The organism is Pacificispira sp., from assembly GCF_965228185.1.
Lineage (GTDB): Bacteria > Pseudomonadota > Alphaproteobacteria > UBA8366 > Aestuariispiraceae > Pacificispira.
Genome location: NZ_CBDDHE010000003.1, coordinates 716128 through 737724, shown reverse-complemented (window position 1 = coordinate 737724; position 21597 = coordinate 716128). Strand labels below are relative to the sequence as shown.

At 61.9% G+C, this 21597-nt stretch carries 16 protein-coding genes; 8 read left to right on the top strand and 8 right to left on the bottom strand.

Features of this window, described 5'->3' with window-relative positions:
- Window positions 1-77: 77 nt before the first annotated feature.
- A complete protein-coding gene (locus tag ACO06O_RS07115) occupies window positions 78-671 on the bottom strand; it encodes a TIGR00730 family Rossman fold protein (RefSeq protein ID WP_420417082.1) in 594 nt (197 codons plus the stop codon).
- A gap of 223 nt (window positions 672-894) precedes the next feature.
- On the opposite strand from ACO06O_RS07115, the gene ACO06O_RS07110 reads away from it, so the two are divergent.
- The 3 genes from ACO06O_RS07110 to ACO06O_RS07100 all read left to right on the top strand — a co-directional run bounded on the left by ACO06O_RS07110 (window position 895) and on the right by ACO06O_RS07100 (window position 3895).
- The gene (locus tag ACO06O_RS07110; RefSeq protein ID WP_421877753.1) at window positions 895-2169 is read left to right on the top strand and encodes a LysM peptidoglycan-binding domain-containing protein; all 1275 of its coding nucleotides are present in this window, start codon (window positions 895-897) and stop codon (window positions 2167-2169) included.
- A 115-nt stretch (window positions 2170-2284) separates the two neighbouring features.
- Entirely contained in the window at window positions 2285-2989 is a 705-nt protein-coding gene (locus ACO06O_RS07105) for a phosphatidylserine decarboxylase (RefSeq protein WP_421877751.1), read from the top strand.
- Window positions 2990-3016: 27 nt separating this feature from the next.
- Complete coding sequence (locus ACO06O_RS07100; protein ID WP_421877749.1) at window positions 3017-3895, top strand: CDP-alcohol phosphatidyltransferase family protein; 879 nt, start codon at window positions 3017-3019, stop codon at window positions 3893-3895.
- Window positions 3896-3909: 14 nt separating this feature from the next.
- Here ACO06O_RS07100 and ACO06O_RS07095 read toward each other — a convergent pair whose 3' ends face one another.
- The gene (locus tag ACO06O_RS07095) at window positions 3910-4167 is read right to left on the bottom strand and encodes a hypothetical protein (protein WP_421877747.1); all 258 of its coding nucleotides are present in this window, start codon (window positions 4165-4167) and stop codon (window positions 3910-3912) included.
- 81 nt (window positions 4168-4248) lie between these two features.
- A complete protein-coding gene (locus tag ACO06O_RS07090; RefSeq protein ID WP_421877745.1) occupies window positions 4249-5424 on the bottom strand; it encodes a vWA domain-containing protein in 1176 nt (391 codons plus the stop codon).
- Window positions 5425-5701: 277 nt separating this feature from the next.
- On the opposite strand from ACO06O_RS07090, the gene ACO06O_RS07085 reads away from it, so the two are divergent.
- Window positions 5702-6808, top strand: a complete 1107-nt coding sequence (locus ACO06O_RS07085; protein ID WP_421877743.1) for a DUF2336 domain-containing protein — start codon at window positions 5702-5704, stop codon at window positions 6806-6808.
- Window positions 6809-6847: 39 nt separating this feature from the next.
- On the opposite strand, the gene ACO06O_RS07080 is transcribed toward ACO06O_RS07085, so the two are convergent.
- The 3 genes from ACO06O_RS07080 to gcvA all read right to left on the bottom strand — a co-directional run bounded on the left by ACO06O_RS07080 (window position 6848) and on the right by gcvA (window position 10332).
- Window positions 6848-7303: a bactofilin family protein gene (locus ACO06O_RS07080; RefSeq protein ID WP_421877741.1), complete on the bottom strand. Its 456-nt coding sequence runs from the start codon at window positions 7301-7303 to the stop codon at window positions 6848-6850.
- Window positions 7287-9215, bottom strand: a complete 1929-nt coding sequence (locus tag ACO06O_RS07075) for a peptidoglycan DD-metalloendopeptidase family protein (RefSeq protein ID WP_421877739.1) — start codon at window positions 9213-9215, stop codon at window positions 7287-7289. Before ACO06O_RS07075 ends, ACO06O_RS07080 begins: the two co-directional genes overlap by 17 nt.
- Before the next feature lie 214 nt (window positions 9216-9429).
- The gene (gcvA, locus tag ACO06O_RS07070; protein ID WP_421877737.1) at window positions 9430-10332 is read right to left on the bottom strand and encodes a transcriptional regulator GcvA; all 903 of its coding nucleotides are present in this window, start codon (window positions 10330-10332) and stop codon (window positions 9430-9432) included.
- Window positions 10333-10571: 239 nt separating this feature from the next.
- Here gcvA and ACO06O_RS07065 point away from each other — a divergent pair, with 239 nt between their 5' ends.
- Window positions 10572-12167, top strand: a complete 1596-nt coding sequence (locus ACO06O_RS07065) for a trimethylamine methyltransferase family protein (RefSeq protein WP_421877735.1) — start codon at window positions 10572-10574, stop codon at window positions 12165-12167.
- Between the two features lie 12 nt (window positions 12168-12179).
- Here the strand turns inward: ACO06O_RS07065 and ACO06O_RS07060 are convergent, their stop codons facing one another.
- Window positions 12180-14558: a CHAT domain-containing protein gene (locus tag ACO06O_RS07060; protein ID WP_421877733.1), complete on the bottom strand. Its 2379-nt coding sequence runs from the start codon at window positions 14556-14558 to the stop codon at window positions 12180-12182.
- 307 nt (window positions 14559-14865) lie between these two features.
- Here ACO06O_RS07060 and ACO06O_RS07055 point away from each other — a divergent pair, with 307 nt between their 5' ends.
- The 3 genes from ACO06O_RS07055 to ACO06O_RS07045 are packed head-to-tail and all read left to right on the top strand — an operon-like array spanning window position 14866 to window position 19859.
- Window positions 14866-17283: a cyclic nucleotide-binding domain-containing protein gene (locus tag ACO06O_RS07055; protein WP_421877731.1), complete on the top strand. Its 2418-nt coding sequence runs from the start codon at window positions 14866-14868 to the stop codon at window positions 17281-17283.
- Window positions 17280-18122 (top strand): hypothetical protein, encoded by an 843-nt coding sequence (locus tag ACO06O_RS07050; RefSeq protein ID WP_421877729.1) that lies wholly within the window; start codon window positions 17280-17282, stop codon window positions 18120-18122. Before ACO06O_RS07055 ends, ACO06O_RS07050 begins: the two co-directional genes overlap by 4 nt.
- Window positions 18123-18137: 15 nt before the next feature.
- Window positions 18138-19859: a cytochrome c3 family protein gene (locus tag ACO06O_RS07045; protein ID WP_421877727.1), complete on the top strand. Its 1722-nt coding sequence runs from the start codon at window positions 18138-18140 to the stop codon at window positions 19857-19859.
- A 10-nt stretch (window positions 19860-19869) separates the two neighbouring features.
- On the opposite strand, the gene ACO06O_RS07040 is transcribed toward ACO06O_RS07045, so the two are convergent.
- Complete coding sequence (locus ACO06O_RS07040; RefSeq protein ID WP_421877725.1) at window positions 19870-21531, bottom strand: ATP-binding protein; 1662 nt, start codon at window positions 21529-21531, stop codon at window positions 19870-19872.
- Window positions 21532-21597: the final 66 nt, after the last annotated feature.

The window sequence follows — 21597 nt, the reverse complement described above, 5'->3', positions numbered from 1 at the left end:
AAATCACACTAACGCTGTGGCCATTATCACGATTCATCATACCAGACAGCCGTTTCGCGTTTCTTAAAATCCCGACATCAGGCCCGGTCCAGGCGGTCCGACATGTCCGCTGCCGCTGCCGCATCCTCCAGCAGGGCCGGCACGACTTCTTCCACCGTATCGACGATGCGGAAGAATTGCAGGTAGCGTTCGCGCACGAAGCCCTCTCGAACCTGATGCTCCACCAGATGAACGAAATGGTCCCAATAGCCCTCCACATTCACCAGAACGATCGGCTTGTTGTGCAGTTGCAATTGCTTCCAGGTCAGGATTTCGAATGTCTCGTCCAAGGTACCCAATCCGCCCGGCAGGACGACGAAACCATCCGACCGTTCCGCCATGATCGCCTTGCGGTCATGCATGGTCTCGGTCTTGATCAATTCGGTCAGGTTGGTCTTGCCGACCTCCGCCCGGTCCAGGAAATCGGGAATGATCCCTGTGACCTGGCCGCCGGAATCCAGCACGGATTGGGCGACGACCCCCATCAGGCCGACAGCGCCGCCGCCATAGACCAGTCGGATACCCGCCTCCGCCAATTGCGCACCCAACCGGGTCGCGGCGTCGCTAAAGGATGGGCGGACGCCATGACTGGATCCGCAATAGACGCAAACCGATCGTACCCGGGAATGCACCGCTGACTGACTCCTTGAAATAAAATGTCCGACGGACGAACCGCCATTTAAGGCGGAGCATAGGTTTTGACACCCCGGGGCGAAAGGCGAATTTCGGCAAATCCAACCCGAAATCGGTCCAATCCCCGGAATTTCTTGATGGAATTGCACCAGGGCCTTGCGACAAGTAAAGTCCGGTCGAGGAGTTGCTCAGGGATGGGGCAATGGATAAGCGGGGGCGAGCGTGAACCGGACAATCTGGATCGGAATCATCGGGGGTGTGTTGCTGCTCTTGGCCCTTCTGTTGAATTGGCTGAGCAACCCCGAACCTATGCCGGAACCGGTGGAAAGCGCTCCCCAGAGCCAGACCGAAGAAGCGGCTCCGCCCGCCGGTGCCGGAACGGCAGACGCGGTGCAGTCGGAACCGGCCCAATCACAAACCGGGGATTCCCAACCGGCTTCGTCCGATTCGACCGCACAGACCGATACCTCCGTGCAACCTGAAGCGCCGGCAGCGGTCGGACCGTCCACAGGTGCCGGCGAAGGAACGCAAAGCGCAGCGACCGACGCGCAGCAGCAGCCTGCCGCACCGACCCTGACCCCACCGACCTTCGATGTGGTTCGAATCGATCCGAATGGCGACGCCGTGATCGCGGGCCGCGCCGACCCGGGCGCGACGGTCACGGTTCTGGACGGCGGCGCGGATTTGGGATCGGTCGAAGCAGACGACCGCGGTGAATGGGTCTATCTGCCCAGCAGCCCCCTGCCCCCGGGGCCGCATGAACTGAAACTGCGCGCGGATATGCCCGACGGCTCCAGTATTCTGGGCAAGGGAACGGTGGTTCTTGTCGTCCCGAAGCCGGGCCACGACGTCGCCGGCCGCGAGACGCAAAGCGAAACGCCGCAGCAGCCGCTGGTCGTTCTGATCCCCGACGAAACGCCCGGCGCAGAATTGATCCAGGCACCGCCCGCCGACGGCGTGCCGGCCGGCGAGACAACGACATCGGACGCGGCGCCGTCCAAAGCGCCCGCACCGGGCAGTACGACAGCCGAGCCTTCCGGCGTGAAATCCGCCGATGGCGCGCTCAGCGTGGAGACGATCGACTACGATCCGTCCGGCAATATCTCGATTGCCGGCAAGGGACCGAAATCCAGCCTGGTGATTGCCTATCTGAACAACAGCCCGATAGGATCCGGCCCGGTCGAGGAGAACGGCACGTGGCGGATCAATCCGGAAAAGGAAGTCGCACCCGGCGTCTATTCGATGCGCCTGGACGCCGTCCGGGATTCCGGTGTCGTCGCCCGTCTGGAAATTCCATTCAGCCGCGCCGCGCCGCTGACGGATCTAAGCGGCGACGCCTTCATCGTGGTTCAGCCCGGAAACAGCCTATGGCGCATCGCCAGGCGGACACTGGGCGAGGGCTTGGCCTATACGGTGATCTATGACGCGAATAGCGACCAGATCCGGGACCCGGATTTGATCTATCCCGGTCAGGTATTCGAAATTCCGAAACAATAGGCGTGGCATTCTGGGCTATGATTGCCCAGGTTTGTCGGGGTAGCGCCGCAGGTCGAGACCGTGTAGGACAGCGCCAGGAACGCACCCGTCGCTCTGGACGATTGAGGAACCGGTTATGAAGAACGCTTTGGACACCGTCTTGGTCCCGATTCATCGGGAAGGCTATCCCTTCGTTACGCTGTGCGCCCTTCTCGGTTTCGGCATCGGCTTCCTTTGGAGCCCCCTTTGGTTCGTCGGCATTCTGCTGACAGCGTGGTGCGTCTATTTCTTCCGCGATCCGCCGCGTGTAACGCCGACACGCCAGGGTCTGGTCATCAGCCCAGCAGATGGACTGGTGCAAAGCGTGTCGAAGGCCGAACCGCCGCCCGAATTGGACATGCCTGCGAAGCCGGTCTGGCGCGTCTGCGTCTTCATGAACGTGTTCGACGTCCATGTGAACCGAGCACCGGTGGACGGAACGATCACCAAGATGGAATACCGACCGGGCAAGTTCCTGAACGCTTCGCTGGACAAGGCGAGCAGCGACAATGAACGCCAATCCTTCCGGATCGAGGCGGAAGGCGGCAAGGAACTGGCCGTCGTTCAGATTGCCGGCTTGGTTGCGCGCCGTATCCTGGCAGATGTCGAAACCGGTGACGATGTGCAGGCCGGTCAGCGCATCGGGATGATTCGCTTTGGCAGCCGGGTTGACGTATATCTGCCTCCCAATGTTGTCCCGATGGCCGTCGAAGGGCAGCGCGCCGTTGCCGGCGAAACGGTTCTGGCGGATATGGGCGGCCCGAAGGGCAAGGAAGGTCCGCGCGACGGCGCGACCCGCTGACCCGACAAAAATCTGGAGTAGCCCGTCATGCTGAAGCGCCGCCGCAAATCCGGCCGCCCGTCCCGTCTGAAGGGCACGACAATTGCGCGCCTGATTCCGAACATGATCACCGTCGCCTCGACCTGCGCCGGTTTGACGGGCGTCCGCTATGCGTTGGAGGCCCGCTGGGAATTCGCCGTCGCCGCCATTCTGGTGGCGGCCATCCTGGATGCGCTGGACGGCCGCATGGCGCGCCTGCTTCGGGCGACCAGCGATTTCGGCGCCCAGTTGGACTCACTCAGCGATTTCGTGGCCTTCGGCGTGTCGCCGGCCCTCATTCTCTGGCTTTGGGGCCTCAGTGAGCTCGGCGGGCCCGGCTGGGGGATCGCCTTGTTCTTTGCGGTCTGCTGCGGGCTACGCCTGGCGCGGTTCAACAGCCGCCTGGATAAGCTCCCGCCCTATGCCTACAACTATTTCCAGGGTATTCCTGCGCCCGCCGGGGCGGCGATCGGCTTGTTGCCGCTGACGCTGGGATTTGTGCTGGGCGATGCCGCGCTTATTCCGCCCTGGGCTGCGGGGCTCTGGATGGTGGGGGTCGCGCTGCTGATGGTCAGCGAAGTACCGACCTTCTCGTTCAAGAAGTTCAAGCTGGCCCCGCGCTGGGTCCTGCCCTTCATGGTGCTTGTCGGCATATTCGCGGCCGGCCTGGCTAGCGCGCCGTGGGAGACGCTTACAATCGTCGGCGCCGCCTATCTGGGGACAATCCCGGTTTCGCTGCAAAGCTACGCCCGACTGCGCCGCGAGGCCGACCGGCTGCAAGCCGCCGAGGGCGGAGCGGAAGACGCGGCGGCGGCGTCAGAGGATGAGACATCCAAGGCCGAGACGCCCAAGGAAGGGGCATCCGTGCATACGCTGCGGGGCCAATAGCGGCGTCGTGCCACTCAGCCGCCGAGGCAGCGATAGGTCACCCGGTTCTTCTTGCTGATCGGGCAATCGTTCCAGAACGTGTCATGGTCCCAGACCTCGAGCCCTGTCGTCCCTGCCGGGCAATGGCTCAGCGCCATATCCGCCAAGGCGTCGCGGGTCGTGGTCTGCCCCGAATAGCAGATCGACACGACAGGCGATTGGGTCTTTTCGGTCGCTGTCGGTTCGGTCACGGACGGCGGATCGGCACAGGCCGACAGCAACAATACGGACACGGACAGAATTGAGGCGAAGCGGAGCGATCTCATAGCCGCTATATGGCACGTTTCATCGAGGCGGGCCAAGCGTCAACTGGCTCAACTCAGGCATCGCATCGCGTCGTCCAGGCCCTGAACGGTCATTGGGAACATACGACCTTCCATCTGGTCCCGGATCAAATGGATCGACTGGTGATATCCCCAACTCTTCTCCGGCTGCGGATTGAGCCAGACTGATCGATCGAAATGATCCAGCAGGCGCTGTAGCCAGACCTTCCCGGCCTCCTCGTTCCAATGTTCGACGCTGCCGCCCGGATAGACGATCTCATAGGGCGACATGGTCGCGTCGCCGACAAGGATCAGCCGATAGTCCTTTGAATAGGTTCGCAGTACATCCCAGGTCGACCGGCGATGCTGATAGCGATTGCGCATGTCGGAATACAAATTCTCGTAGACGCAATTGTGAAAATACATCGAAATCAGATGCTTGAACTCGGTTTCCATCGCATCGAACAGCTTTTTGCTCTGCAGGATGTGGTCGTCCATGCTGCCGCCGACATCGTAGAGCGCCAGGATTTTAACCGAATTGTGCTTCTCGCGCTGCCATCGGATATCGACATAGCCGCCGTTATCCGCCGTCTGACGGATCGTACCGTCCAAATCCAATTCGAATTGCGACCCAGTCCGGGCGAACCGGCGCAGGCGGCGAAGCGCGACCTTCATGTTGCGGTTCGACAAGGGCTCGTCGGTATCCAGGTTCCGGAACTCGCGCTTGTCCCAAACCTTGACCGCGCGGCGGTGGCGGCTTTCCTCCTGCCCGATCCTGACGCCTTCCGGATTGTAGCCATAGGCACCGAACGGGCTGGTTCCGGCAGTACCGATCCACTTGCTGCCGCCCTGATGCCTCTTTTCCTGCTCCTCCAGGCGTTTCTTCAGCGTCTCCATGAGCTTGTCGAATCCGCCCAGCGCCTCGACCATCGCCTTCTCTTCGTCGGTCAGGTGCTTCTCTGCCAGTTTCATGAGCCATTCCGTGGGCAGGTCCACGGATTCCGTACCGCCTTCCGACAGAACCCCTCGGAACACCTCCGAAAACACCCGATCGAAACGATCCAGATAGCGTTCATCCTTCACCAAAGCGGCGCGCGAAAAGTAATAAAACTGCTCCGGATCGCGCCCGCAAACATCCTTCTCCAGCCCTTCCATGAGACTGAGATACTCGCGTAAGCTGACCGGTAGGCCCGCAGCCTTCAGTTTGAAGAACAGTGTCGGAAACATAACGTCACTCCCTCGCCTCGGGCAGACTCTATTCCGCGCCAAGGCCAGATAAAAGGGAAAGCGACTATTCCATAACATTACTTAGCGTGCAGAAAGCATCGCCGAAATATCCGCTAAATTATCCTCCTTGCTCGCAGAATCGCGTTATCCTATCATACCGCTCGCCGTATGGTGGGGTGGGCGGCGAGACGCGCGGGGTACGCGCAATGGGGTGATGGAACGCCTTTTCCAAGCGGAAGAACCCGCAGGAAAGACGCCCGCCTCAACGAGGTGCGGAATGAGAAACATTCCGGTTGAACATCTGGTAGACGTCGCACGAAGTTCGCGGCGCGAGGATCGTTCGGCGCTTGCCGAGGCGATTGGGGAATTGTGCCTGAAAACCGGGCGCGATCTATCCAACAAGGAAAAGTCTCTCGCCTATGACATCATCTCGGCGCTGATCCGCGATGTCGAAACCCAGGTCCGCGCCGCTCTATCCAACCGCTTGGCCGACCAGCGCGACGCACCGCATGACCTGATCGTCCGTCTGGCCAATGACGTGATCGAAGTTGCCCGCCCCGTTATCGTCCGCAGCGTCGTGCTGCAGGATGACGACCTGATCAACATGATCATCAACAAGGCGGAATCGCACCAGATTGCCATCGCTGAGCGCGAAGTTATTCCACCGAAGGTTACGGAGACCTTGGTCCGGACTGAGAACTCGTCCGTCATCGCCGCGGCACTCAGCAATCATGGCGCCCAGTTCTCCGAACGCACGATGGAAGATGTCGTGAACCTGTCCAAGGAGGACGAGGCCCTGCAAGCGCCCCTGGACCAACGCCGGGATTTGAGCGCCGCGCAAGCGCGCAAAATGTACGAATTCGTCGGTTTCACCATGCGCAAGGCGCTGGAAGAAAAGATTACGGCAAGCGGCGAAGCCTTCGATCTGGATATGGAATCCGTCGTCGACCAAGCCGTCGCGGAGGCGCTGGAACAGGATGATTTCTACTCTCCCCTGGAGCAGCCGGACGGCTTCGGGTCCGGGGGTGGGCTTGGGTTCAAACCGCATCCCCGACTGCTGGTCGGTGCACTGGAACAGAACGACCTGTTCCGTTTCGAGGAATTGTTTCAGGAGGTCACCGACCTGACGGAACAGGGTGCGACGCGCGTTCTGTACGATTCCGGACCGGAAGCCATTGCCATCGCCTGCAAGGCGGTCGGATTCGACCGCAAGAATTTCGGCGATCTGCTCGCTTTTCTGCAGGGCGGCGGGGAACCGGAGAAATACCGGCAGACCTCCGCTTACATCAAGATCATGGATTATTTCGAGCGGATCGACCGAACCGGCGCCGACCGCGTTCTTTCCGCCTGGCGCCGTGCGCCAGATGACAGCTGGACGCGATAAACGCGCCATACGCCGAAATTGGTAGGATTTCCGGCCCCGTCAGGCGACCGGTTTCGTTCGTCCGTTGCCGGCTTTCGGATTGGCGGCATTGTCCGGAATGGCGGGAACTTCCTCGCCGTCACGCTTGCAGAGGCCCTGCAGAAAGGCCCCGGCTTCGATCGACAGGGTCTTGTGATGGATGTCGCCGATCACCCGGGCGGTATCGGCCAGAATGACGCTGCCGCCCCGGATTTCGCCGTTAACCGTTCCCGCGATGCGAATCGTTTCGCCATAGATCGCGCCGTTGACCGTCGCGCCCTGCCCGATCGTCACCGTCCGCGTCCGCAGATCCCCGTCGACCCGGCCGTCGATCTGAACGTCGCCTTCCGACTCCAGATCCCCCAGAACGCGCATGTCGGACGCTATGATGGACGGCGGGCCCGACCGCCCAGGCTTTCCAGCGATTGGCGCGCCGCCAGACGATGTCGACACGGGAGACTTAGATTTTGTGAACATGCCGGCCTGCTTCGATGAACTTTTCCGGATCCACTTCCTTGCCATCGACGATGATCTCGAAATGAACATGGGGCCCGGTGCTGCGCCCGGTACTGCCCAGGGTTCCGACCACCATGCGATGTTCGACCGTATCGCCCTTCTTGACCTTCACGCGCTTGAGATGGGCGTAGACCGTCTTGATGCCGCAGCCATGGTCGATCTCGACCATGTAGCCATAGCCGCCGTTGCGCCCTGCAAAAGTGACCACACCAGGCGCCGACGCATGAACCTTGATACCGGCCCAACCGCCGATATCGATCCCCTTATGCATCGCTGTTTGTCCGGTGATCGGATCTTTGCGCGGCCCAAAGGGCGACGTCATCTGGAAATTGTCCACCGGTGAGATCAGAGGCACACAGCGCATCAGCTCGTTTAGGGCCGCCATCCGCGACAAGCGGCTTTCCAGGATTTCGATATCGCCGGCCAGTACGCTGGCGCCCGACAAGGGTTGTACCGGGCCCGCGGCCGGAGCGATGTCTTCCGGCATGACTTCCAGCGGTCCGCCCACACCGGCTTCGTAACCCGACAGCCGCAGCAGGGTGTCGACATCCATGCCCGCCATTTTCAGGATCGATTCATTGCGGCTGATACCGCCATCGGCCTCTTCGGTCAGGCGCAGGATCAATTCGTGCTGATCCTCCTGGACGCTGGCTACCGCGTTCAGCAATTCATGGGTCAGGGACACCTTGGCTTCCGGCGCCTCCACCAGATCCAGGCGCGTCGGCGAATCGCCGGCGACGCGGGCCAGGCCGACCACCACGTCGCCAATCGCGGTTTCCATATCCGCAGCGTTGTTCCGTGCCGTGCGCAGTTCCGCCGCCAGGTCGCCGATCTGTACTTCCAATGCCTGCAGCGCACCGCTGACATCGTTTTCGACACCGACTTCGCCGTCGGTCAGGTCAGCCAGCTGGACGATCACCGCTTCCAGGCGCTCGCGCGACCGCTCGGTCGCCGTCTGGTGCAGACTCAACTCGGCCTCCACGATCGCCAGGTCGGAGGTCAGCGATTCGCGTTCCCCCGCCATCGCTACGCGTTCGCTTTCCAGCGCCTTCAGGTTCTCCGTCAGTTGCGCAACATTGGACGCCAAGCGTTCGCCGCGCACTTCCGCCATGCTGAGTCCGGATTCCAGCGAATCGACCTGGCGCGTCAGGCGCGTCCGAATGTCCGCCAAATCTTCGACCCGGGACCGTTCCTCCGTCAGCGCGGCGACGGTCAGTTCCAACTCGCTCTCGAGGCTGGCGATCTGATTGCGCGCGGAAGCCAGATCGGAATCCAGCGATTTCGCCTTGCCGCGCCAGTCGTCGCGGCTGTCGGTCAAAGCCTCGATCTCCGCCCGCTCAACCTCCAACTGACGGTCTCGCCGGACGACGTCGGTCTGCAGGCTTGCGACACGCAGCCGTGCCTCGGTCAGCGCCGTTTCCAGCTCGGCGATCCGATCATGCAGCGAATCGCGGCTTTGGATGATACGGCGGCGGTCGGCTTCGGTCAGGTCCAGGTCGCGGTTGATCCGATCGAAGGCCCCTTCGATTCCAGCGGTAACCGCGGTCAACTCGTCCAGATTGACGCCGCCCGTGGCCGGGTCGTCATTGCCGCTATGGGCCAGAATGTCCTTCGCCAGACTGGCGATGCGATCTTGATAGGTCGACAGTTCGCCGCGCAGTCGCTCATAGGCGACGCGCGCTTCGGTGATCTCCGCCTCCTTGCGTTCGATCCGCATTTCCTGGATCCAGGCGACGCCGTTCGCGCCCGCCAGCCACAGCGACAGCGTCAGGGCGGTACCGGCCATGAGCATCTGAGGAATCGGTTTCAGCCGCAGATAACGAACTTTTCCTTCCGATCGGAGGATCAGTTCGCGCTCGCGGAAAAGGCGCATAAGTTTTTTCTTAAGGCCGGAACGCGCACGCGCCCCCGTCTTGAAACCCGTCATCCGTATCCAGTGTCTGCCCCCGCGACTCGGCGTTCGCCGTGCCCCGACCGAAGCCCCTCTATCCGATGGTTGTTCGAATTCTCTCTCTTCAGCCCTTCTGAGCGACTCTTTAATAACGGATCAAAAGCCCGCACGCGAGTCCGGATTTTCGCTGACGGCGCTACTCAAACCCCGACCCGTCGGGTTCGTTGCCCACTGTCTCAAGAAGCCAGTTCCGAAACTTCACGATCCGCGGTTCGTTGCGCCTTTCCTTGGCACAGACCAGATACCAGGGAGCCCGGCTGTCGACCTTCAAATCGAAGGGAATGACAAGGCGGCCGCGCGCCAGATCGTCCGCGACGAAGGCCTGGGTCGTCAGCGACACACCCCCACCCGCCGCCGCCTCTTCCAATGCCAGAAGATAGCTGTCGAAGCGCGGCCCCGCGAGATCAGGCTCCAAATCGGTCACCCCGGCCGCCGCCAGCCAATCCGGCCAATCGTGTTTGGCGGGATAGACGTTCAACAACCTATGAGCGCGCAAATCGGCAGGTTCCCGCAAGCGTGGACCATTTTCCAGGAGAGACGGCGCACAGACCGGAAACAAGCGCGCCTTGCCCAGCGGGGTATAGTCCAGATCGGCGTGACGATGTTCGACGAACAGAATCGCGGCGTCGACCTCGCCGCGCGCGAAATCCCAATCGGTATAGGATGTCGCCAGCGCGACTTGCACCTCATTATGGGCCTTCGCAAATCCATGCAGACGCGGCAAAAGCCAGCGGACGGCCAAGGTCACATAGACCTGGACCGTCAGCGTCCCGCCGCTCTGCCGCCGGCGCAGCAGATCCGTCCCTGCGACAATGCCGTCGAACGCCTCACGTAGGACCGGGAACAGAATGCGCCCCTCTTCGGTCAATCGGACCGCCCGGCCGCCTCGGGAGAATAGAGGCACGCCCAGATTCTCCTCCAGCGCCTTCACCTGATGGCTGATCGCAGAATGAGTGACGTTCAGTTCGTCCGCCGCCGAACGAAAACTGCCGTGACGGGCGGCTGCTTCGAAAGCCCGCAACGCACTGAGCGACGGCATGCGTCGCCGCCATTGAATGCTATCTTGAGTCTCACTCAACAGACACCTGCCCCGAACACTTGCAATTTCAATGAGTTTCCCCCGGAAATCTTGCACCGCAACATAACTGAAGCGATACCAAAAAATCCACTCAAGTGAGTTCAATTGACCGATATTTGAAAATATCGCGTTTGTCGAGCCGTAGGGCGCGCCCCTAATCTGATCGTCCAGAAAAGCGGCCAGAGAAAAGGAGCCCGCCCATGTCGTCCACGGCCCAACCCTCGGCGCAGCCCCCGGTCAGCGACGCGGCGCAATCGGATCAAGGTGCCGGCCGACGGCGCGGCGGACGTTTGGCGCGCCAGGCTCTGCGGGCGGCCCCTCTGGCAGAAGACATCCGCCCTGTCCGTCCGGGTATGGAAAGCGGCCGGTATCGTGTCCTCAACGACGAGGATATCCTGCGTATTCACCACGCGGCGCTGGATATCCTGGAAACGGTCGGCCTCGCCGACGCCATTCCGACCTGTATCGAGGCGGTCACGGCGCGCGGCGGCTATCTGAACGATCATGGGCGCCTGTGCATCCCGCGCGCGCTGGTGGAAGACACGCTGTCGATCGCCGCGCGGCGCTTCGTCCTGCACGGCCAGGACCCGCGACACGATATGGAACCCTGGGGTCAGAAGGTCTATTTCGGAACCGCCGGCGCCGCCGTCCATATGGTCGACCCGATCACCGGCAAGTACCGCGACTCGACCACCGCCGACCTCTACAACATCGCCCGTGTCGTGGACCGGATGGATCATATCCATTTTTATCAACGCTCTATCGTCTGCCGGGACCTGCCCGATCCGTTCGAGATGGATTTCAACACCTGCTATGCCTCTGTTTCTGGAACTTCGAAACACGTCGGCAGCAGTTGGGTCCTGCCCGAGCATTTCGAGGCATCTCTGCAGGCGCTTCATCTGATCGCAGGCGGTGAGGAGAAATGGCGTGCCCGCCCCTTCGTCAGCATGTCGAACTGTTTCGTCGTCCCGCCGATGAAGTTTGCCGAAGACGCCTGCCGCTGCCTGGAGGCTGCCGTTCATGGCGGCATGCCGATCCTGCTATTGGCCGCGGGTCAGGCCGGCGCGACCAGCCCGGCCTCGCTGGCCGGGGCGGTGGTGCAGGAAGTCGCGGAGGTTCTGGCCGGCCTCGTCTATGTCAATTCGATCAAGCCGGGCCATCCATGCATATTCGGAACCTGGCCTTTCGTGTCGGACTTGCGCACCGGCGCGATGTCCGGCGGCAGCGGCGAACAGGCCCTGCTGATGTCGGCCTGCGCCCAGATGGCCAATTTCTATGATCTGACGGGCGGCGTTTGCGCCGGGATGGCGGATTCGAAAATTCCGGACGCCCAGTCAGGCTATGAAAAAGGCTATAACTACGCGCTGGTCGGCAATTCCGGCGCCAATCTGGTCTACGAATCGGCCGGCATGCATGCCAGCCTGTTGGGCTTCTGTCTGGAAAGTGTGGTCATCGACAACGACGCAATCGGCGCATCGCTGCGGACCGTACGCGGCATCGAAACCGACGAGGCGTCCCTGTCGGTCGAAGCGATCCGGCAGGTCTGCCTGAAAGGTCCAGGGCACTATCTGGGCCACGATCAGACCATCGACCGCATGCAGCGGGACTATGTCTATCCGACGGTCGGCGACCGGACGAGCCCGAAGGAATGGGTGGAACAGGGTTCGCCCAGCGTCGTCCAAAGGGCGGTCAAGAAGACGGCGGAGATCCTGGCCCAGCACAAGCCGGACCATATTCCGGCCGATGTCGATGCCCAGATTCGGGCGCGCTTCCCCGTCCGGTTCGAGCGCGTCTAATCCCGCTTGCGATCAGCGGACGGCACCGCCGACGATGAATGCGCCATAGACGGAGGGGGGATAGCCCTCGTCCCGCAGCCGCGCGGTCGCATCCGCCCAGGCCAACACAGGGTCATTGGAATACCTGACATGCCTGTAGAATGCCGTCATGAACTCCCGCGTTCCTTCGTCGGAAATCGGCCATAGCGAATAAAGGACCGTGTCGGCGCCGCCCAGATAGAAGCTGCGAGCAAGCCCCAGGAAATCGTCACCGGCCACCGCTTCACCCAGACCGGTCTCGCAGGCGGAAAGAACGACCAGTTCGGCCGGGAGCGGGTCTTCGAAAATATCGGCCGCCGTCAGTGGATCGGGACCGGCACCGTCCGACAGATACAGGGCCGACTTGAGCGGCGAATTGGCATCGAAGGTCCCGTGCGTCGCGAAATGCAAGACCTTGGCGCGATCTCCGATCGCCTGCCGAAGGCCCGATACAGTCGCTGCGGCACCGATCATCGGCTTTGTGTTGAACATGGATGCCAGTGTTTCGACCTCTTGCCGCGCGCCATCGAGTTGCGGCAACGCACCGCCGAACTGAGGGTCGCCGACCAGCCCGACTTGCCCCCCTTTGACGCTCTGCATTCCGTCCCGCAACAGCCAGCCGCCGTTCGGAATAACCGCGACCCGCCCCAGATCCGGCAGCGCGCCCCAGGGGATGAAATACATGTCGCCGCTGGGCACGACATAGAGCCGCTTGTAGATGCGCCATTGCCCAAGCTGAAGTTGCCTCTGCAACTGGGCCAGCAGTCTGCGCTGCATCGGCGCGCGGCCCAGCTGTACCGCCTCGCGGAACTGGATCAGCGTTTCCCGGATCTCACCCGCCGTCGCACCGCTCTGCATCAATCTAGCGCCAGCGGAATCGACGGCAAGGAACTTGATCGTCTCATCCATTTTGACCGGCAGCGTATAGAGCAACGCCCCCTCCTCGCCGAGGCGGGAGCGAATATCCGCCAGGCTGGCGGCACGCACCGCATGAACATCGGCCAGGTCGGGGTCCGTCTGCCGAAGGCGATCCACGGTATCGCGGCGTTCTGCCATGAGCCGTTCAATTTCACTTTCCAAGCCATCGCCCGCGCCGCGCGGCGCCAAGGCACGAATGCGCGCCTGCCGGATCGCGTCGTCCAAATCACGGATGGTATCCACCAGCGCGCCGCCACGTCCCCGTGCGACCGGACGGTCTGCCAGCATGTCGACGAAGGCGCGCGCCCGCGCCCGCTCCAGATCCGTGAACAAGCGATCCATGTTGCCGGCCCGCGCATCGAACCAGGCCAGTCGACGAATGATCGTCTCCTTACCGACGCCGAATCGCAGCTTCGCGCGGTCGGTGGCAAGGGCCCCCGTCACCAGATCGACGGAAGCGTCGGCCCGGCGGAAGGCGGTTTCGGCATCGGCTAAACGGCCCTGATCGAGCAGAATTTCGCCGCGCAAGGTCGATATGCGCCAAATGAAATCCGGAAAGCCGGAATCGGCTGCCAGTTGAACGGCCTCCTCCGACACCGCCAAGGCACGGTCCCGATCCTGATCCAACACGTATAGCGCCCAGGATTCGAGGGCGGCGACGGACACGCTGCCCGCCCGGTAACCGATCGCATCGAAGTAGCGGCGCGCGGCGCTGAAATTCTCTGCGCCGGCCGCGAAATCCCCGGCGGTCAGCGCACTCGCCGCGCCGCGGAACAGCATGTTGAAGGCCCGGCCGTAATAGCTTTCGGGATAGGACTTGAAGTAGATCCCATAGAGGGAGTCCGCCGCCACGGTGTGGACGGTATTGTAGCCGCGCTCCGCAGCCTCCGCCCACGGCAGCGCCTTATCGCCCTCGTTCCGCAAGACATATAGCCCGGACAGAACCGTGTAGGCCCTTAGCTGGGCCGTGGTCAGCAGCACGATTTCCGCCATATTCGTAGGCGGTCCGCCGAAACTGTGCGGCAGCACCCAGTTCTGCAGCGCCGCCGCCACGGCCAAGGCATCCGCCTCCGCCGCGTCGTAATCGCCCAGCCAGAGCCGTGCTTCGGCTCTAAGGGCCAGGGCATTCACCTCGGTCCCAAGGACCGCGCGCTCCAGCAGCGCCGTGTTGGCGGCTTCGGTTTCCGCCTCCGCCGCCCGGCCCATCATGATCAACGTCCGGACTTTCTGAGCCGATAAATGGAACCGCTTCAGCGGTGATTCGACGCTCGCCGTCGCCAACGCGGAAAGGGCCGCCTCTCCTTCTCCGGCGAAATAGGCCCGATAGGCCTCCGCCAGAGAAGCGTCTACCGGCAATTCCAAGGCATTTGTATCGCCCGCCTGGAAAAGCCTCTGTCGATCGGCCGGCAGAGGGAGCGTCGGCAGTGTGTCGGGATAGGCCGCGGGGCGCGCCACATCGTCAATCTCTGACGCCCTCGCCGATGTGTCCGCGATCGACACAGTACCGACAGGCGGTGTCGCAACTTGTTGCGCACAGGCTGAAAGTGACAGCGCCAGGACAGAAGCCATAACGGTGAGTTTTCCGCGCCCCATTAGGAGTCTCCCCAATTTCCTTGCGACTTTATCTCAATGCCGGTCAGGCGTTCCTGACCGCAAGTGTCCATAAATTTTGACCAATTAGGGCTACCGATGCCCTGTTTCATGTCCTACACTGAATGTCACAGCGGGACGCAAAGTAGTTGTTGTCAGGGGGAGCGTACCTGTGGGGGAAAGTGCCGCCAAGTTTGAAGTCGCCATCGTTGGATCCGGTCCGGCGGGGCTGAGTGCGGGTTGCCGGGCCGCGGCGAACGGCATGTCGCATATCGTCCTGGAAAAGGCCGACCATGCGTCGGATACAATCTTCAAGTTCCAGAAAGGCAAGCACGTCATGGCGACGCCGGACGTGTTGCCATTGCGTGCCGAAGTCGCGTTCTCGATGGGCAGCCGCGAAGAGGTCCTTGAGACCTGGAATGCGGGATTGCAGCAGCACAATGTCAACATCCGCTACAATGCCGAAGTCAGTGCCATCACCGGAGAACGGGGCGGATTCGACCTGACCCTGACCGACGGCACCTTGATCCAGGCGGACAATGTCGTTCTGGCGATCGGGCTGCAGGGAAACCTGAACACATTGCGCATTCCGGGTTCCGAAACGGCAACCCATCTGCAGTACCAGTTAGACGACCCGGACGAATACGAACACGAAACCATCATCGTGATCGGCGCCGGCGATGCAGCGATTGAAAACGCCCTGGGGCTGTGCGGTCACAACACCGTCTATATCGCCAATCGCGGCGATGAATTCTCGCGCGCCAAGGAAGCCAACGAATCCGCGATCCTGGCGGAAATCGAGCGTGGCCGCATTCTGCCGATCTACAATTCGGACTCGGTGCGCTGCGCGCCCGGTAATCTGACATTCGACACGCCGGATGGCGAAATCACTGTCGATTGCGACCGCGTCATCGCGCGGCTGGGCGCATCGCCGCCCCGGCGCTTCGTCGAAGCCTGCGGTGTCTCTTTTCCGTCGGATGCCCGCAATGCTCTGCCGGAGGTCAGCAAGACCTACGAATCCAACGTACCGGGACTTTATATCGTCGGCGCGCTGGGCGGATATCCGCTGATCAAGCAGGCGATCAACCAGGGTTACGAGGTCATCGAATATATTCGCGGCAATGTGCTGGACCCGGCCGACGAACCGTTGATCCACGAACGCCTGAAACCGGTCCAAGGGTTCGATACCGACACCTTCCTGGCCGAGACGCGGGCCCGCCTGCCGATCTTCGCGGAACTGAACCCTCTGATGCTGCGCGAGATGATCGTCGAATCTGCCGTGACGGCGCCGAAGACCGGAGAAACGGTCTTCGAACGCGGCGACTATTCCAACAGCGTCTTCACGATCTTCCAGGGTTCCGTCCGCATCCATATCGACGAAAAGAATCCCGACAATTACGTGGTGCTGGAACAGGGCGCCTTTTTCGGGGAGATGGGGCTGATCGCGGGCCGGCCGCGTTCCGCGACGATCACGTCGAATTCCGACGACACGATCCTGATCGAAACACCGCGCCGTACCATGCTGAAGCTGCGCGCGTCGGTCCCCAGCCTGCGCCAGACAATGGACCAGGAAGCGGTTGTCCGTCAGATCCAGGCCTATATCGCCAGTTCCCTGGACCGGGATTCCATTCGAGAGCTCGCCAAATCCGCGACACTGGAATCCTATAAGAAAGGGCAGACCCTTTTCGAGGAAGGCGATGAAGGCGACGCCATCCATCTGATCCGCAAAGGCTCCGTTCTGGTGTCGAAGCGGATTGCGGGGCGCGAGGTCGCGCTGGCCTATCGCGCGGCCGGAAACTACGTCGGCGAAATGGCGCTTATGTCGAACATGCCACGTATCGCCAGCATCAAGGCCGCTGTCGATTGTGAGACGATCAAGATCGACGGCGAGGCCTTCCGCAAGCTGATGGCGGACCATCCCGCGCTGAAGGCCGAGGTTCAGGACCGATATGGCGAGCGCGTCGTCGAAACCGAAAAGATGCTGGAGAAGCCGGAGGCCGGCAGCATCATCGAGTTCCTGATGGGCGAAGGCATCGGCGAGGCGACGGATGTCCTGTTGATCGACGAATCGCTGTGCGTCGGCTGCGACAATTGCGAGAAGGCCTGCGCCGAAACCCATGGCGGCGTCTCCCGCCTGGACCGCGAGGCCGGACCGACTTTTGCCCATGTCCATGTGCCGACCAGTTGCCGCCATTGCGAACATCCGCACTGCATGTCCGACTGCCCGCCCGACGCCGTGAAACGCGACAAGGAAGGTGAGGTCTATATCACCGACGATTGCATCGGATGCGGCAATTGCCAGCGCTACTGCCCCTATGACGTCATCCAGATGGCGCCGGAGCCTCCCCGAAAACCGGGGCTGTTATCCTGGCTGCTTTTCGGTGCCGGGCCGGGACCGGGCGAAGACAAGTCCTACCGCGCCAGCGCCCCCAAGGACGCCCGTAAGACGGCGGTGAAATGCGATATGTGTAAGGACATATCCGGCGGCGCGGCCTGTGTCAGGGCCTGTCCCACCGGCGCAGCGGTCCGTGTGAAGCCTGCGGATTTCATGAGTTTCGTGATGGAGCACCGGGGGGAGCTGGACCGATGAGCGACCCGGCAGTGCATGAAAGCTTCCTGGTCCATCGCGGCCTGAAATACTTCAAACTGGCCCTGCTGATCGTGGTCGCCGCCGTCGTCGCCTATATCTGGCACCGGCCGCTGGGAGCCCCGAATGGCGGTACCTGGCTGGGATATACTCTCGGCGGCCTATCCGCCGCGATCGTCCTATGGCTGACCTGGTTCGGCGTCCGCAAGCGGCAATATGCGCTGGGCGCGACCCGGTTGAAGGCCTGGCTGTCCGCCCATGTCTATCTGGGTATGGCCCTGGTCGTCCTGACGACCCTGCACACCGGTTTCCAGGTTGGTTGGAATATCCACACCGCGGCCTATGCCCTGGTGCTCCTGACCGTCGCCAGCGGCATATTCGGAATTTACGTCTATGCCCGCTATCCCCGCCTGATGACCGCCAACCGGGCGGGACTGACCCTGAACGGCATGATGACCCAGATCGCCGAACTGGATCAGGAAATCCGGGAGTCCAGCAAGCATCTGCCGCAGGAAGTCAGCGAGGCTCTGCTGCGCGCCGCGCAGGAAACCTGCATCGGCGGCGGCATTTTCCGCAAGCTTTCCGGCCGGGACCCGGCCTGCCCGACCGGCAAGGCACAGCGGCTGATGGAAACGAAATACGCCGAAACCGGCATCGACGACCCAAATATCGGCAAGGTCATCGCGCTGCTGGTGCGAAAATCGAACCTGCTGCGCCGGGCCCGGCGGGATGTGCAGATCCAGGCTATTCTGCGGATCTGGCTGTTTTTCCACGTCCCCTTGGCTGTCGGGCTTCTTGGTACGCTCTGCGCCCATGTCCTCGCCGTTTTCTTTTACTGGTAAGGAGCGGAGATCGACATGAAGGTCCTCGTTCGTCATATGCTGAAAAAGACCCGTTCGGGCGGCTACGCCCAACGGGACGAGATCGTCGAAGCGCCCAGCATCCGGTTCGGCCGCGGCGCCGATTGCGAAATCCATCTGGCCGACCCCCGCATTCTTCTGCACCACGTGGAAATGACGGAACGGCCCGGTGGCCTGTTCCTGGAATCGCTGGGCAGCATCGACTTCCAGGCCAATGAAAAACTGACCTCCGCCGCGTCATTGAAGCCCGGCGATTCCATTCATTTGGGCCCGTACGACCTGATCGTCCTCGAACCCGAGGACGGCGTGGACGGCGCCTTCTCCCTGGAATATGCGCGGCCACTCGGCGACGACCTCGCCGCCCTACAGGCCCGGTCCAATGTCGATACCAGCCGCATCGGTATCGGCATCAGGGGATGGGCATGGCTCATGTTCCTGGTCGCGGTCGGGATCGGCATTGCGGCGCCCGTGGCATCCCATTTCAGCAAGACCGGCGGCATCGACCCAATGGCTTCAGAAACCCGCAACGGGGGAATGGAAACACTGCTGGCGCGGGCGGATGAGGTCTGGCTGTCCGGTCCGGTATCCGGCGTGCATGCCCATTTCGGCGGACAATGCGAAACCTGCCATGTGAACGCGTTCGAACAGGTCGCCAACACGGTTTGCACGGCCTGTCACGACGATGCCGGCCATCACGCGGAACCGGACCTCTTCCCGGTAGCGTCGCTGGAAGGGCAGCGCTGCGGCAGTTGCCACAAGGAACATACCGACGGGAACGATCTCACCATTTCCGGCGAAACCTTCTGCACCGATTGCCACAACGAATTGTCGACCGTGGCGGCAGATAGCCGGCTGAAAGATGTCGGCGGCTTCGAGTCCCATCCCGAATTCCATCCGACCGTCGTCAAATCGCATGATCCGATGGTGTTCGAACGCCTTGAAATCGGGGCTCAGCCAGGGCCGGTCGACCGGTCGAACCTGAAGTTCCCGCACAGCAAACATCTGACCGAGAAAGGCATGCGCAGCCCCAGCGGCGAAGGACGCGTGCAATTGGTCTGCGGTGATTGCCATCAGCCGGAAACCGGTGGTGTCGCCATGTTGCCGGTGCGGTTCGAGACGGCCTGCGCCAGTTGTCACCGCCTGCAGTTCGAGCCCAGTGCGCCGGAACGCGTGATGCCTCATGGGGATGTCGCTGCGGCCAAACTGTTTGTCGAAGATACTTACGCCGCCCTGGCGCTGCGCGGCGGGTTCAAAGCCGAAGAAACAGATGCGCCCGCAGTGGTTCGTCGCATCGTCGGCACCGCGCTCACCGAAGATCAGCGCCAAGAAGCGCTCGACTGGGCGGATTCGAAGGCAGCGGAAGTTCTGGACGGCCGCTATGGACGCGGCCTGTGCGGCCAATGCCATGAAATCGACAATGGGGACGGTCTGCGCGACTGGTCCGTCGCCCCGGTTCATTTGACAACCCGCTGGCTTCCGAAGGGCTATTTCACCCACCGGGCCCATAAGGACCGCACCTGCACCACCTGCCATGCGGCACCGAACAGCGACAATTCACGGGACGTCCTAATGCCGTCCGTCGCGGTTTGCCAGGATTGCCACGGCGGCGAGTTCGCCAGCGGCAAGACGCGGACGGCCTGCACCGATTGTCATGGGTTCCACCGCGAAGATCTGGTACCGGCCCAACCGTCCAGTAGCGCGGCGCTGCGGTGGGAGTAACGGGGGCGAGTTAAGCCGATTCCGCCACGTCCAGTGTTTCCGGTATGGATAGGGAAACGCGCATAATTGTACCGGAACCGCGACGGCTCTCCGCCGCAATCGTGCCCCCCATCATGGTCACCAACGATTTGCTGATCGCCAGGCCCAGCCCCGTCCCTTCCTGCGCGATACGCGGATCGTTCGCGATCGTGCTGAACGGTTCGAACAGGTTCGGCAGCATGGAATCGTGGATACCGCAGCCCGTGTCCTGAACCGTGATTTCGGCCATGCCTGAACCAATATGGGACAGGGCAACTGTGACACTGCCGCCGCGTGGCGTGAACTTGATGGCGTTCGACAACAGGTTCAAAAGCACCTGCATCAAGGCACGCCGGTCGGCGCGTACGGCCACCGGCAATTCCGCCCCATGCAACGAACAGATTATCCCGCACTGCGCCGCCTTTGCCCGCATCATTTCCAGGCATTCGCTTGCAACGCCGCCGGCTTCAATGGTCGTCAGATCGACTTGATAGGCACCGCTTTCGATCTTGGAGATGTCCAGAAGATCGTTGATCAGGTCCAATAGAAAGCGGCCGCTGGTCGAGATGTCGGCAATGTATTCGGCGTATTTCGGATTGCCGATCGGTCCCAGAAACTCGCTGTTGATGACCTCGGCAAATCCCAGAATGGCATTCAGGGGCGTCCGCAATTCGTGGCTCATTGCCGCCAGGAAACTGGTCTTGCTGCGGTTCGCCATTTCCGCCTGCGCCAAGGCGCGAGACAGGTTCTGTTCCAGCGCCTTCCTCTGGTCGATGTCGCAGACTATGCCCTCAATCCCAATGACCTCACCATCCCCCCCAAGGCGATAGCGCGCACTGACACTGCACCAGATCGTCCGGTCATCCTTGTGGCGCAATTGCATCTCATAGCCGGAGACCGTGCCGCCCTGGCGCCGAAGCTCCTCGATAAACCGATCTTCGTCCTGATGTTCGGCATAGAGGAGCCGGCATTCCATTTCGAGCAACTCCTCATTGGAATAGCCCAGCAATTCAGTCGCCGAGGCGGAAACAAGCTCGATCCGCCCATCCGCGCCCGTGCGATAGTATACGTCCTTCAGATTATCCAGTATGTCCTTGGCGTCGCGTTCGCTTTCTTCAAGCGCATCCGTCTGGCGGAACAGATCCAGCTTCGCACCGACCAGCGCCGCGACCGTTTCCAACAATTCCAGATGGGACGGTCCGAAGGCACGTGTCCGCGGATCACGGCATATGACGGCCCCAAGTATGGAAGCCCCGGACCGGATCGGCACACAGATAGCCGACTGCATGGCGACGCCATCGGACAGATAGTCGGGGTCGCGGCTCAGATCGCCAATGATCACCGGGCGGCCCGTCAGAACAACGCGCCCGACCACGCCGCGCCCGTACGGAATGTCACTCACGGCCCGGGCCGATGCAGGCGGCGATCCGGCCGCACGGCGGCTGAAGGCAACCTGTTTCAACGACGTGCCGCGGGCATTGAGAAAATAGAAGGCGCAATCTTCGAAGCCCAGGGCCGAAACGACCTCGCAGGCCGCGTGGCGGGCCAATTCGCGTTCGCTGGGGATACGGATCAATTCGACCGCGAACGCGTTCAGGATTCGCAGTTCCCGCCGTTCGACATCGACCGGATTCTGGTCAAATTCATTCAACAATTTCCGCCCCCCCAGAGGTCAACGGGGCGATTCTATGCGGCTGAGTTTAATATTCCGTTACCTTAA